Genomic DNA, 12,664 nt, shown 5'->3' on the forward strand with positions numbered 1-12,664 from the left:
GTCATCCCCTCCCGTCCCGCCGCCGACAGCCCAGTTCGGCCAGCAGCTCATCGCGTTGCCGGGCGAGATCCGGGGTGATGTCGGAGAAGACCGTGTCGAACACCTCGGCGATGTCGATATCCGGTGCGCCGACCACCGCGTCACGCAGTTCGGTGCGCAACCGCGACGATTCGGCGGCGACGTGCTCCTCGAGGTGATCGGTCCACACGCCGACCGCGGTCAGATAGTCGCGGTAGCGCGACAGCGGATCCAGCGCCGCCCAGTGCTGCAGCTCCGCCTCGGACCGGTACCGGGTCGGGTCGTCGGAGGTGGTGTGCGGACCCATGCGGTAGGTGACCGCCTCGATGAGGGTGGGCCCGCCGCCGGTTCGGGCGCGTTCGACGGCCTCGGCCATGACCGCGTAGCAGGCCAGCACGTCGTTGCCGTCGACTCGGATGCCCGGCATGCCGTATCCGACACCGCGGTGGGCCAGGGTGGGCGCGGCGTGCTGCCGGCTGACCGGAACCGAGATGGCCCAGCCGTTGTTCTGCACGAAGAACACGCACGGCGCCCGGTACACCGCCGCGAGGTTCAGCGCTTCGTGGGCATCGCCCTCGCTGGTCGCGCCGTCGCCGAGGAACGCCACCGTCACCGAATCCTCCCCGAGCCGCTGGGCGGCCATCGCCGCGCCGACGGCGTGCAGGGTGTGGGTGGCGATCGGGATCGCGATCGGTGCGCACCGCTTGGCGGTGAATCCCGAACCGCCGTGCCAGCTGCCCCGCCACACCTCGGCGAGCTGCTGCGGGGTGATGCCGCGGGTCAGGAACGCGCCGAGCTCGCGGTACTGCGGGAACAGCCAGTCGATGTCGCGCAGGCACGCCGCGGCGCCGACCTGGGCGGCCTCCTGCCCACGGCATGACGGATACAGCGCCAGTTCGCCCTGGCGTTGCAGGTTGACGAATTCGGCGTCGAGATCACGGGTGACGACCATGAGCTCATACAGGCGGCGCAGGACGCCGGGCGGCAGGTCACGGGAGTATCGGTGCTCGTCGGTCGCCGTTCCGTCCGGCGCGACGAGCTGCACCGACGCTTCACAATCGAGGACGCCGGGGTGTCCCATACCGCCTCCTCAGGCCACCTCGACGGCATGTTCGGCCGTCAAGACCCGTAGAGCTGCTCAGCGCGTCGGCGGGTCAGAGCAAACCCGGGTCGCGGGGGTCCGCTAGCGGCCGGGGTCGGGCGCGAGCTGGACGATGCGCTCTGCTCGCCGGAGCACCGGGGCATCTACCATTATGCCCTCGAACTGGAAGACACCCCGCTCATCGCGGGCGGCGGCCAGCACGTGTCGCGCCCACCGTACCTGGTCGGGGGTCGGGGTGTACCCCTCCCGGATGACCGCGACCTGGGTCGGATGGATGGCCACCTTGGCGTCGAACCCGACCGCGACGGCGTCGTCGACCTCGGCCCGCAAACCGTCGAGGTCCTTGATGTCCAGATACACCGAGTCCAGCGCCAGCCGCCCGTGGGCCTTGGCGGCCAGCAACGACTGCGACCGCACGTGCCGGGCCACATCGCGATAACTGCCGTCCGGGTTGCGGTTGTCGGTGCCGCCGGTGACCGCGAACAGGTCTTCGGCGCCCCACATCACCGCCACCGCGTTGTCGGCGCGCGCCGACTCGACGACGTTCAACGCCCCCAGCGGGGTCTCGATGAGCACCACCACCTGCAGTGGCGCCAGCGCGCGCACCTGCTCGGCGGCGTCGGTCTTGGCCAGCATCACGGTCCGGTACGGCGTGCGGGTCAGCGCGTCGAGGTCGAGCCGATGGTCGGCGGTCCCGGCCGGATTGACCCGCACCACCGTGCGCGCCGGGTCCAGCGGTGTGCTCAGCAACGCCTCACGCGCGGCCGGCCGATCCTTGGCCGCCACCCCGTCCTCGAGGTCGAGGATCACCACATCGGCTGCCGCAGCGGCTTTTTCGAACCGCTCCGGACGGTCGGCAGGACAGAACAACCATGCCGGGCCGACGGCGGACAAATCCATGGGTCACTCCTGGTTCTCTCGGGCGTCCTACTGGGCCGGGTCGTCGGCCGGCCGCATCCGGACCATCGTCTTGCGGGTCGCGGTCGCCACGACGTCGCCGTGCTGATTGCGACCGGTGTGCGCGAACGTGACGATGCCCTCGCCGGGGCGGCTCTTCGACGGCCTCTTGTCGACCACCTCGGTCTCCGCGTACAGGGTGTCACCGTGGAAGAGCGGCTTGGGGAAAGCGATGTCGGAGAAACCGAGATTGCCGACGATGGTGCCCTGCGTCAGTTGGGTCACCGACAATCCGACCAGGGTGGACAGCGTGAACATCGAGTTGACCAGGCGGGCGTTGAACGGCGGCAACGCGTCGGAGAACGCGGCGTCCAGGTGCAGCGCCTGGGTGTTCATGGTCAGCGTGGTGAAGAAGACGTTGTCGGCCTCGGTGATGGTGCGGCCGGGGCGGTGCAGATAGAGCACCCCGGTTTCGAACTCCTCGAACCACAGGCCGCGCTGGACGACGACCTTCTTCTCACTCACAGCCCCAGCTCCCGTCCGATCAGCATCAACTGCACTTCCGTCGTCCCCTCCCCGATCTCGAGGATCTTGCTGTCCCGGTAGTGGCGGGCCACCGGGAACTCGTTGATGAAGCCGTAACCGCCGAAGATCTGGGTGGCGTCGCGGGCGTTGTCCATCGCGGCCTCGCTGGCGACCATCTTGGCGATCGCGGCCTGCTTCTTGAACGGCTTCCCGGCCAGCATCAGCGCCGCGGCGTCGTAGTAGGCGGTGCGGGCGGTGTGCGCGCGGGCCTCCATCCGGGCGATCTTGAACGCGATGGCCTGATTGGCGCCGATCGGCCGGCCGAACGCCTCACGCTCCTTGGCGTACTTGACGCTCTCGTCGACGCAGCCCTGCGCCGCCCCGACCGACAGCGCCGCGATCGCGATGCGGCCCTCATCGAGGATCCGCAGGAAGTTCGCGTAGCCGCGGCCGCGTTCACCGAGCAGGTTCTCCTCCGGAACCCGGACGTCGTCGAAGCTGAGCGGATGGGTGTCCGAGGCGTTCCAACCCACCTTGTGGTAAGCGGGTTCGACGGTGAACCCGTCGGTGGGCACCGGCACGATGATCGCCGAGATCTCCTTCTTGCCCGCGACCTCCCCGGTGACCGCGGTGACCGTCACCAACTTGGTGATGTCGGTACCGGAGTTGGTGATGAACTGTTTGGAGCCGTTGATCACCCAGTGCCCGTCGTCGAGGCGGGCGGTGGTCCGGGTGGCGCCCGCATCGCTGCCACCGCCCGGTTCGGTCAACCCGAACGCGCCGAGCGCCTTGCCGGCGGCCAACTCCGGCAACCACCGCTGCTTCTGTTCCTCGGTACCGAACCGGTAGATCGGCATCGCCCCCAGCGACACCCCGGCCTCCAGGGTGATCGCCACGCTCTGGTCGACCTTGCCGAGTTCTTCCAGGGCCAGGCACAACGCGAAATAGTCGCCGCCCATGCCGCCGTACTCCTCCGGGAACGGCAGGCCGAACAGGCCCATCTCGCCCATCGCGGCGACCACCTCGTATGGGAACGAACGTTCCTGATCGTGTTTGGCGGCGACCGGGGCGACCACGCTCTGGGCGAAATCGCGGACGGTCCCGGCCAGCTCGGCGTAGTGGTCGGGCAGGTTGCCGGTGGTCAGATAATCGGGCATGTCAGTCCTCCTGCTCGGTGGTGATCCTGGCCAGCGGCTGGCCCACCTTCACCTGGTCGCCCACGGCGACGAGTAGTTCGACCACACCGGCGACCGGCGCGGTGAGCGGATGTTCCATCTTCATGGCCTCGACGGTGACCACCAGGGTTCCGGCATCGACCGCGTCGCCGTCGGAGACACCCAGCGCGACAACCGATCCCGGCATCGGGCTGACCAGCTCGGCGTCGCCGCGGTGTTCGTCGTCGGGCCGCACCGGAGCCTCGCGCACCTCCGACACGGCCACGGCGCGGCCGGCGGCGGCCAGCCAGAGTCGCCCGTCGGCGGCGGCGACGGTGTAGTCGGTGCGCAATCCGTCGACGGTGACCGTCAGCCGGGACCCGGTCAGCGCCGCCGTCAGGGGTCGGGGATCACCGTCCTCGATCGCCACGGTGGCGTCGTACGGGTGGCCGGTCAGCCGGACATGATCGGTGCGGTCACCGGCCTCGAGCCGGTAGCTGGTGGCGGCCTGGGCGCCGACCCGCCAGCCGGACGGCTGCGACCACAGATCGTCGGCCGCGTCGGCCCAGCGCTGCAACCAGTGGTAGGCGCCGGCGGCGATCAGTTCGGCGTCGGTGGCCCCCGCGGGGGTGAAGTCGGGTGCGCACCGGTCCAGCAGGCCGGTGTCGAGCCGGCCGGCGGCCACGTCGTCGTCGGCGAGCAGGAAGCGCAGGAACTCGATGTTGGTGGTCAGCCCGAGAATCGCGGTGTCGGCCAGCGCACGGTCGAGGGTACGCAGCGCGGTGGCGCGGTCGGGGCCGTGGGCGATGACCTTGGCCAGCATCGGGTCGTAGTCGCTGCCGACCACGGTGCCGTCGAACAGCCCGGAGTCGACCCGGACGCCGGGATGGTCGGGTTCGGCGACGTGCAGCACGGTGCCGCCGGTCGGCAGGAAACCGGCGGCGGGATCCTCGGCGTAGATGCGCGCCTCGACGGCGTGTCCGGACAGCGTGACGTCGTCCTGGGCGATCGCCAGCTTCTCCCCCGCGGCGATCCGGATCTGCTGTTCCACCAGGTCGACACCCGTGACCATCTCGGTGACGGGGTGTTCGACCTGGAGCCGGGTGTTCATCTCCATGAAGAAGAACTCGTCCGGACGGTCCGCGGAGACGATGAACTCGACGGTTCCGGCGCCGGTGTAATCCACGCTGCGGGCGGTGTCGCAGGCGGCCGATCCGATCCGCTCCCGGGTGGCGGCGTCGAGCAGCGGTGACGGCGCCTCCTCGATGACCTTCTGATGACGGCGCTGCAGGCTGCACTCCCGCTCGCCGAGGTGGATGACGTTTCCGTGCTGATCGGCCAGGACCTGCACCTCGATGTGGCGCGGGTTGAGCACGAAGCGCTCCAGGAACAGGGTGTCGTCACCGAATGCCGCGGCCGCCTCCCGGCGGGCCGCGGCCAGCGCGGCGGGGAGGTCGGCCGGGTCGTGCACCACCCGCATCCCCTTGCCGCCGCCCCCGGCCGACGGTTTCACCAGCACCGGGAAGCCCACCTGCGCTGCGCCGTCGATGAGGTCGGCGTCGGTGAGCCCGGGCCGGGAGATGCCGGGCACCACGGGAACGCCGAACGCCGACACCGCGGCCCTGGCGGCGATCTTGTCGCCCATGGTCCTGATCGCCGCGGCCGGTGGGCCGATGAACACGATGCCGGCATCGGCCAGTGCGGCGGCGAACTCGGGGTTCTCCGAGAGGAATCCGTACCCGGGGTGCACGGCCTGCGCCCCGGTGCGGCGGGCCGCCCGCACCACCGCTTCGATGTCGAGATAGCTGTGCCGCGCGGCCGCGGGGCCGATGTGCACGGCGGCGTCGGCCTCGGCGACGTGCCGGGCCTGCGCGTCGGCGTCACTGAACACCGCAACCGAGCGGATGCCCATCCGGCGCAGGGTGCTCATCACCCGCACGGCGATCTCGCCGCGGTTGGCCACGAGCACGGTGTCGAAGGTCCCGGTTCCCGGTGTCGTCCCGGTTGTGGGGGCAGGTGTCATGGTGTGGTCACATCCTGAACACGCCGTAGGAGACCGGCTCCAGCGGGGCCTGGCCGACGATCGAGAGGGCGAGCCCGACAACGGTTCTGGTGTCGGCCGGGTCGATCACCCCGTCGTCCCACAGCCGTGCGGTGGAGTAGTACGGGTTGCCCTGATCCTCGTATTGCTGACGGATGGGCACCTTGAAGGCCTCTTCCTCCTCGGGGGTCATGTCGCCGCGCACGGTGGCCAGCACCGAGGCGGCCTGTTCGCCGCCCATCACCGAGATCCGCGCGTTGGGCCACATCCAGAGGAACCGCGGCGAATACGCCCGTCCGCACATCGAGTAGTTCCCGGCCCCGTAGGAGCCACCGATCACGACGGTCAGTTTCGGCACCCGGGCGCAGGCGACGGCGGTGACCATCTTGGCGCCGTGTTTGGCGATGCCGCCGGCTTCGTACTCCCGGCCGACCATGAACCCGGAGATGTTCTGCAGGAACAGCAACGGGATCTTGCGCTTGTCGCACAGTTCGATGAAATGCGCACCCTTGAGAGCGGATTCGCTGAACAGCACACCGTTGTTGGCGATGATGCCGACCGGGTGGCCGTGGATGCGGGCGAACCCGGTGACCAGTGTCGCGCCGTATTCGGCCTTGAACTCGGCGAAGTCGCCGCCGTCGACGATGCGGTCGACCACTTCGTGGACGTCGTACGGGATCCGCGGGTCGACCGGGACGACGTCGTAGAGCTCGGTCTGGTCGGCCACCGGGTCGACGGTCGGCGCGATCTCCCACGGTGACGGGTGACGCGGTCCCAGCGTCGCCACGATGCGCCGGACGATGCGCAGCGCGTCGCGGTCGTCGTGGGCCAGGTGGTCGGTCACCCCGGAGGTCTTGGCGTGCAGATCGCCGCCGCCGAGCTCCTCGGCGGTGACCACTTCGCCGGTGGCCGCCCTCACCAGCGGCGGTCCGCCCAGGAAGATGGTGCCCTGATTGCGCACGATCACCGCTTCGTCGCTCATCGCCGGCACATAGGCGCCGCCGGCGGTGCAGGAGCCCATCACCGCGGCGATCTGCGGGATGCCCTGCGCGCTCAGCGTGGCCTGGTTGTAGAAGATCCGCCCGAAATGGTCGCGGTCGGGGAACACCTCGTCCTGGCGGGGCAGGAACGCTCCGCCGGAGTCGACCAGGTAGATGCAGGGCAGGTGGTTCTGGGCGGCGATCTCCTGCGCCCGTAGGTGCTTCTTGACCGTGACCGGGTAGTAGGTGCCGCCCTTCACCGTGGCGTCATTGGCGACGATCATGCATTCGCGGCCCGACACCCGGCCGATGCCGGTGATCATCCCGGCGCCGGGACACTCGTCGTCGTACATCCCGTTGGCGGCCAGTGGGGCCACTTCCAGGAACGGGCTGCCCGGATCGAGCAGACCGTCCACCCGATCCCGGGGCAGCAGTTTGCCGCGGCTGACGTGGCGCTCCCGCGCACGCTCGGGGCCACCGCGCGCCGCGGCGGCCAGCTTGCTGCGCAACTCGCTGACCAGTTGCAGATGGTCGTCGCGATATGAAGCGCGAGGTGAAGACCGTGGTGGCACCGCTGCCCTGCTCCGATTGAGTTAATGACGAATAACTGGTGGTAGGTTAGTCGTCATTAACCGGAATGTCCAGCATCACCGATGGAGGGCGCTGATGACGAGCGACGCACCCGCCGCCGGGGCGGCGACCACCCGGCGCGGCCGGGCCAAGTCGGACCGTCGCAGCCAGATCCTCGCCGCCGCCGAACGGTTGATGGCCGAGCGGGGCTATCTCGCTGTGCGGCTGGAGGACATCGGTGCCGCGGCCGGCGTGAGCGGACCGGCGATCTACCGCCACTTCACCAACAAGGAGGCGCTGTTGGCCGAACTCCTGGTGGGCATCAGCACGCGGTTGCTGGCCGGGGCCCGGGCGGTCGCCGAGCGCGCCGACCGGGACGGATCGGGACCAGCGGAGACGCTGGACCACCTGATCGACTTCCACCTGGATTTCGCGCTGGACGAACCCGATCTGATCCGGATCCAGGACCGCGATCTGGACCACCTCCCGGTCGGCACCCGGCGTCAGGTGCGCCGGGCTCAGCGGCAGTACGTCGAGATCTGGGTGGACGTGCTGCGGCGGCTGCACACCGGGCTCGGCGAATCGGAGGCCCGGGTGATGGCGCACGCGGCGTTCGGATTGTTGAACTCGACCCCGCACAGCCTCAAGCCCGGCGCGAGCCGGACCGCGGTGGCGGCCTCCCGTCCGGTGTTGCGCGCGATGACGGTCGCGGCGTTACGCGGGTTCTGATCCGCGCACCGCCGCGACCGGCACCGTTTCGGATCAATACCAGGCCCGGCGTCCGGCCACCGGCCGGCCGGCCCGCCCGAGCAGCCAGAAGACCACCCCGACGACCGCCAGGACGATGCCGAGCACCCACAGCCAGTTCAGACCGAAAATCCAGCCGAGGATGGCCAGAATCACTCCGAGAATTATCATGCCGCTTCTCCATTCATCGAATGATGTTCCTGCCCAACGGATTCGAGCAGGCCACTACTGCTGGGCTCGGGGACGTTGATGTTGCAGTCAACTTGGGGGTTGACCCCCATGTAGTTGAGTGGTCCCGCCACCACCGTCAGAGCCACCTGCGCGGCAGTCGCACAGTTGGTCTCACCGGATCGGAAGTAGTCGCGCTGCCAGGCGGCGGCCACTCCGATCAGCAACCAGATCAGCACAACCAGGCCGATGAGTCCGCGCATGTTGGCCTCCGTTCGCACCAAGATCAGGTGCCAACGGGATTACCCATGCGTCACAAGTCCAAACCAGGTCGGCCCGCGACGGTCACGACGCTTCCCGGCGCCGTTCAGCGAAGGCCGACATGAGCCAGTGGCTCATCGCCTCGACCAGGGTGGCCCGGTTCTCCCGGCGCACGATCTCGTGACCGTCGTCGTCGAACATCAGCAGTTTCACCGGACGGCCGAGCCGTTCCAGTGCGGTGTGCATCTGTATCGACTCGCTCGGCGGCACGTTGGTGTCGCTCGCGCCGTGCACCAGCAGCAACGGTGCGGTCACCGCGGCGGCGTGGGTCAGCGGGGACAGTCGCTCCAGCAGATCGCGGTCGGCGACCGGATGGCCGTACTCGGTGTAGGACGACTGCGCTATCCACGGCTCGGTGGTCTGATACCAGGTGGTCAGATCGCTCATCCCGCACACGCTGATGCCCGCGGCGAACAGATCCGGATGGAACGCCAACGCCGCCTGGGTGAGATAGCCGCCGTATGACCATCCGGCACAAGCGATCCGGTCGGCCGGCGCCAACCCGTTGCGAACCAGGTAGTGCACACAGTCGGCGACGTCGTCGATGGCGCGGAACCGGTTCTCCTTGTCGTCGGCGTGCACGAACGAGCGGCCGAATCCCCCCGAGCCGCGGACGTTCGGGGTGAACACGGTGATGCCGCGGTCCAGCAGCGGCGGAAAATACTCGTTGTAACCGGGGCGGGACTGTCCCTCCGGCCCCCCGTGCAGGAAGATCATCGCGCCGACGGGCTGCACCCCCGTCGGCGGCCGGTACAGCCAGCCGGTCAGTTCCAGCCCGTCGCGGGCGGTGAGCCGCTCCAGCGTCGGCGTGCCGGTGACCGGCCCGGTGCTGGGCTCCCGGTCGATGAGCTCCCACTGGCGGGTCCGCGGGTCGACCAGTTCCACCGTCGGCGGCAGCCAGGGGCTCTCCACCGTCATCGCGACCATCGAGCCGCCCGCGCTGATGCTGAGCTCGCCGGCCACCATCCCGGGCAGCGGGATCGGCTCGCTCAACGTGTTGTCGGCGTACTGCAGGATCTGTAATTCGCTGGCGCCGTCGATGTTCCACAGCAACGCCACCGTGGACAGATCGTCGCTGACGACGAACTCGTCCAGATCGTGTCCGGGGCGTTCGGCCACCACCTGGTAGGCGACCCCGTCGGCGGTGGTGGTCACCTCCAGCAGCCGGGCGTAGCCGGCGCCGTTGTCGCTGCGGATCAACGCCCGCACGTAACCCTCGGTGCTCTCCCTCGGATACCGCTTGGCCGGCTGGTACAGCTTGGTGAGCTCCCCGTCCGGGCCGCGCCGCAGCCTCCGTGCGCTGTGGTCGTCGAGGATCACCCCGAAGTCGGTGGTCGAACCGGGATCGGATGGCAGCAGCGCCATCTCGGTGTTGCCGTGCAGCATGATCAGCTCGCGGTAGCCGCGCGGCCCGACCCTGATCAGTGCCGCCCCGGCCCAGGCGTCGACCAGGCGGCCGCCGGAGCGGCGATCCAGCACCACGGTGCTGCCGTCGGCCGGGTCGATCAGACAGGAGCTGCCCACACCGTCCTGCCCGGTGAGGATCGCGGCGATCCGGTTGCCGTCCCAGGCGATCAGTTCGGCGGCGCCCTCGGGGGCGTCCGGAGGCCAGGAATCGATCCGGTGTGCGCCGCGGTCGTCCGGGTCGGTGGTGACCACCCAGATCTGGCTGCGGTCGCTGCCGTCGGGTGCGACCTCGCACGCCAGCCAGCCGCCGTCCGGGGAGTGCAGCACCCGCCGGACCGGCCCGACGACGGGCAGTTCCACATCGCGCGAGGACGAGGCCCGCCAGCCGCGCAGGAACCGCTGCACGGCGCGCGGGAACCCGCCGTCGTCGACGAGATGGGCGAATGCGGTGGCATCGGGCGACAGTGACGCGCCGTACGTCGCGCGCACCTGTTCAGCCACGGCTCAATTCTGCATGCTCGCCGCCGGATGCACCGCGCGGGCGATGGCGTGGCGGCCGTGTCGGCGGACGACGAACCGGCCGGTGGTCCGGTGCGCTGGGCAGATGCGCAGGTACCCTCGCAGCCATGAGGTGGTCATGACCGAATCACCACGGCGCGGCGGGACCGACCCGACCGAACCGATGTACCCCGGATACAGCGATCCGGCCTACGCCAGTCAGGCCTACGGACCGACCTATCCGGCGTCCCCGCAGCCACCGCCGACCGAGCAGCTGCCGGCCTATCCGCCGTACGGCTACGACCCCTACGGAACCGGTCAACAGGGGTACGAGTATCCGCCGGCGGAGCCGCCCGAGCCGGAGAAGCCCAAGCTGCCGGGCTGGCTGTGGGTGCTGGCGGCGCTGGCGGTGCTGCTGGTGGTGGGTCTGGTCATCGCGCTGGTGATCACCAACAGCTCACAGCAGGACACGGTCTTCGCACCGGGCCCGTCGGCCACCGAACCGAGCTTCCCGATGCCGACTCCGCCCACCACGACCCGGCGGGCGCCGACCACCGTGCTGCCCCCGCTGCCGTCGCCGGGACCGACGACGGGGCCGACCACCGGCCCCCCGGGCGCCACCACCACCCCCGGGGCGACCGAGACCGTGGTGTACGAGGTGGCCGGCACCGGCCGGGCAATCAACATCACCTATATCGACACCGGCAAGGTGCTGCAGACCGAGTTCAACGTCCAGCTGCCGTGGCGTAAACAGGTCGAGTTGCCCAGTCCGGCCGCCAGTTCGGCCAGTGTGAGCATCATCAACGTGGGCCGCGACGTCACCTGCACGGTCACCGTCGACGGCGCGCTGATCCAGCAGCGCACCGGTTCGGGCCTGACCATCTGCGTGGGTGCGGGCTGAGGGCTAACCGGCGCGGCGCGGGACACGCACCGCCAGCATCGCCACCAGACCTGCGACCAGGACCACACACAGCCCCGCCATGCCCGCGCGGTCGGTGCCGAACAGGTCGATGAAGGTGAAGAACATCCACGGCGACAGGAACGACATCGCCCGGCCGGTGGTGGTGTAGAGACCGAAGGCCACCCCCTCCTTGCCCAGGGTGGCCATCCGCAGCATCAACGTCCGGGCCGACGACTGGGTCGGCCCGATGAACATGCACAGCAGCAGCCCGCAGATCCAGAACGCCGCCGCGCCGGACAGGTTCAGCAGCGTCAGTCCGGTGGCGATCATGGCGGCCAGGGAGCCGATGATCACCGGTTTGGACCCGACCCGGTCGTCGACCAGTCCGCCCAGGACGGCGCCGATCGCGGCGATCACCGACGCGCACACCCCGAACAACAGCACATCGGCTTCGGACACCCCGTACACGGTGACGCCGAGCACCGCGCCGAACGCGAACACCCCGGCCAGCCCGTCCCGGAACACCGCGCTGGCGATCAGGTAGTAGACCACGTTGCGGTCCCGGCGCCATTCGCCGGCGAGCTCGGCGGCCAGTCTGCGGTAGGCGCCCAGGAATCCGGTCCGGGCGCGGTGGCCGTCGTCGGGCGGGCTGGGCACGGTGATCAGCACCGGCAACGCGAACAGCAGGAACCACGCCGCGGTCAGCAGCATCGCCGCCCGCACGTTCAGACCGTCGGCCACCGGGAGACCGAGCAGCCCGCGCCGGTCCCCCTCGCCGGCGATGAATCCGGCATAGACCACCAGCAGCAGCGTGACGCTGCCGAAATAGCCCATCGCCCAGCCGAATCCGGAGACCCTCCCGGAGTTCTGCGGCGTCGACAGCTGCCGTAGCATGGCGTTGTACGGCACCGTGGCCAGTTCACTGGTGGCGGCCGCGCAGGCCAGCAGCACCAGCGCCGGCCACAGATATCGGTGGTCGTCGCGGATCAGGCTCATCGCCGCGGTCAGCGCCACCGTCAGACCGGTCAGCACGCCCAGCGCGGCGCGGCGCCGCCGGGGTGCCTCCACCCAGACGCCGGTGGCGGGCGCGAGCACCGCGACGGCCAGTCCCCCGGCGGCCATCGCCCGGCCCAGCCAGCCGGCCGCGGAGGTGTCCCCGGGCAGATCCGCACCGACCGTCCCGGTCAGGTAGACGGCGAACACGAAGGTGATGACGATCGCGTTGAAGCCGGTCGAACCGCAGTCCCACAGCGCCCACGCGAGAACCTGGGACCGCTGGGCCGGTTGGCTGGGTGGCCGGCCCACGCGGCGGGTCTGGCTCATGAGCGCCCACGA

13 protein-coding genes are annotated in these 12,664 nt (G+C 69.9%); 2 read left to right on the top strand and 11 right to left on the bottom strand.

The window, feature by feature from the left end; genetic code table 11:
- Position 1: 1 nt before the first annotated feature.
- The 6 genes from pdhA to CKW28_RS14695 form a co-directional block, all read right to left on the bottom strand.
- Positions 2-1,099, bottom strand: a complete 1,098-nt coding sequence (gene pdhA / locus CKW28_RS14670) for a pyruvate dehydrogenase (acetyl-transferring) E1 component subunit alpha (RefSeq protein ID WP_040547363.1) — start codon at positions 1,097-1,099, stop codon at positions 2-4.
- 102 nt (positions 1,100-1,201) lie between these two features.
- On the bottom strand, positions 1,202-2,020 hold the full coding sequence (locus CKW28_RS14675; protein WP_003927009.1) for an HpcH/HpaI aldolase/citrate lyase family protein: 819 nt from the start codon (positions 2,018-2,020) through the stop codon (positions 1,202-1,204).
- A 27-nt stretch (positions 2,021-2,047) separates the two neighbouring features.
- Complete coding sequence (locus CKW28_RS14680; protein WP_003927010.1) at positions 2,048-2,542, bottom strand: MaoC family dehydratase; 495 nt, start codon at positions 2,540-2,542, stop codon at positions 2,048-2,050.
- A complete protein-coding gene (locus CKW28_RS14685) occupies positions 2,539-3,699 on the bottom strand; it encodes an acyl-CoA dehydrogenase family protein (protein ID WP_003927011.1) in 1,161 nt (386 codons plus the stop codon). Before CKW28_RS14685 ends, CKW28_RS14680 begins: the two co-directional genes overlap by 4 nt.
- A 1-nt stretch (position 3,700) precedes the next feature.
- Positions 3,701-5,719: an acetyl/propionyl/methylcrotonyl-CoA carboxylase subunit alpha gene (locus CKW28_RS14690; RefSeq protein WP_003927012.1), complete on the bottom strand. Its 2,019-nt coding sequence runs from the start codon at positions 5,717-5,719 to the stop codon at positions 3,701-3,703.
- Between the two features lie 7 nt (positions 5,720-5,726).
- Positions 5,727-7,289 carry a carboxyl transferase domain-containing protein gene (locus CKW28_RS14695; protein WP_040547367.1) on the bottom strand — a complete coding sequence of 521 codons (1,563 nt, stop codon included), beginning with the start codon at positions 7,287-7,289 and terminating at the stop codon, positions 5,727-5,729.
- 94 nt (positions 7,290-7,383) lie between these two features.
- Here CKW28_RS14695 and CKW28_RS14700 point away from each other — a divergent pair, with 94 nt between their 5' ends.
- The gene (locus tag CKW28_RS14700) at positions 7,384-8,016 is read left to right on the top strand and encodes an SACE_7040 family transcriptional regulator (protein ID WP_003927014.1); all 633 of its coding nucleotides are present in this window, start codon (positions 7,384-7,386) and stop codon (positions 8,014-8,016) included.
- Between the two features lie 33 nt (positions 8,017-8,049).
- On the opposite strand, the gene CKW28_RS23815 is transcribed toward CKW28_RS14700, so the two are convergent.
- The 4 genes from CKW28_RS23815 to CKW28_RS24325 form a co-directional block, all read right to left on the bottom strand.
- A complete protein-coding gene (locus CKW28_RS23815; RefSeq protein WP_085975147.1) occupies positions 8,050-8,205 on the bottom strand; it encodes a DUF6131 family protein in 156 nt (51 codons plus the stop codon).
- Positions 8,202-8,465 (bottom strand): hypothetical protein, encoded by a 264-nt coding sequence (locus tag CKW28_RS14710; RefSeq protein ID WP_003927016.1) that lies wholly within the window; start codon positions 8,463-8,465, stop codon positions 8,202-8,204. Before CKW28_RS14710 ends, CKW28_RS23815 begins: the two co-directional genes overlap by 4 nt.
- Before the next feature lie 82 nt (positions 8,466-8,547).
- Complete coding sequence (locus tag CKW28_RS14715) at positions 8,548-10,431, bottom strand: alpha/beta hydrolase family protein (RefSeq protein WP_003927017.1); 1,884 nt, start codon at positions 10,429-10,431, stop codon at positions 8,548-8,550.
- 3 nt (positions 10,432-10,434) lie between these two features.
- Positions 10,435-10,569, bottom strand: a complete 135-nt coding sequence (locus tag CKW28_RS24325; RefSeq protein WP_003927018.1) for a hypothetical protein — start codon at positions 10,567-10,569, stop codon at positions 10,435-10,437.
- On the opposite strand from CKW28_RS24325, the gene CKW28_RS14720 reads away from it, so the two are divergent.
- Positions 10,568-11,329, top strand: coding sequence for an MmpS family transport accessory protein (locus tag CKW28_RS14720; protein WP_003927019.1), 762 nt, complete (start codon positions 10,568-10,570; stop codon positions 11,327-11,329). The two genes, CKW28_RS24325 and CKW28_RS14720, sit on opposite strands and share 2 nt — an antisense overlap.
- A 3-nt stretch (positions 11,330-11,332) precedes the next feature.
- Here CKW28_RS14720 and CKW28_RS14725 read toward each other — a convergent pair whose 3' ends face one another.
- The gene (locus tag CKW28_RS14725) at positions 11,333-12,652 is read right to left on the bottom strand and encodes an MFS transporter (RefSeq protein WP_040547369.1); all 1,320 of its coding nucleotides are present in this window, start codon (positions 12,650-12,652) and stop codon (positions 11,333-11,335) included.
- Between the last annotated feature and the right edge of the window lie 12 nt (positions 12,653-12,664).

The organism is Mycolicibacterium thermoresistibile (assembly GCF_900187065.1).
GTDB lineage: Bacteria > Actinomycetota > Actinomycetes > Mycobacteriales > Mycobacteriaceae > Mycobacterium > Mycobacterium thermoresistibile.

Coding starts and splice junctions, on each gene's coding strand:
- pdhA (WP_040547363.1), bottom strand. CDS start 1,099: ATGGGACACCCCGGCGTCCTCGATTGTGAAGCGTCGGTGCAGCTCGTC.
- CKW28_RS14675 (WP_003927009.1), bottom strand. CDS start 2,020: ATGGATTTGTCCGCCGTCGGCCCGGCATGGTTGTTCTGTCCTGCCGAC.
- CKW28_RS14685 (WP_003927011.1), bottom strand. CDS start 3,699: ATGCCCGATTATCTGACCACCGGCAACCTGCCCGACCACTACGCCGAG.
- CKW28_RS14690 (WP_003927012.1), bottom strand. CDS start 5,719: ATGACACCTGCCCCCACAACCGGGACGACACCGGGAACCGGGACCTTC.
- CKW28_RS14700 (WP_003927014.1), top strand. CDS start 7,384: ATGACGAGCGACGCACCCGCCGCCGGGGCGGCGACCACCCGGCGCGGC.
- CKW28_RS23815 (WP_085975147.1), bottom strand. CDS start 8,205: ATGATAATTCTCGGAGTGATTCTGGCCATCCTCGGCTGGATTTTCGGT.
- CKW28_RS14710 (WP_003927016.1), bottom strand. CDS start 8,465: ATGCGCGGACTCATCGGCCTGGTTGTGCTGATCTGGTTGCTGATCGGA.
- CKW28_RS14720 (WP_003927019.1), top strand. CDS start 10,568: ATGACCGAATCACCACGGCGCGGCGGGACCGACCCGACCGAACCGATG.
- CKW28_RS24325 (WP_003927018.1), bottom strand. CDS start 10,569: ATGACCACCTCATGGCTGCGAGGGTACCTGCGCATCTGCCCAGCGCAC.
- CKW28_RS14725 (WP_040547369.1), bottom strand. CDS start 12,652: ATGAGCCAGACCCGCCGCGTGGGCCGGCCACCCAGCCAACCGGCCCAG.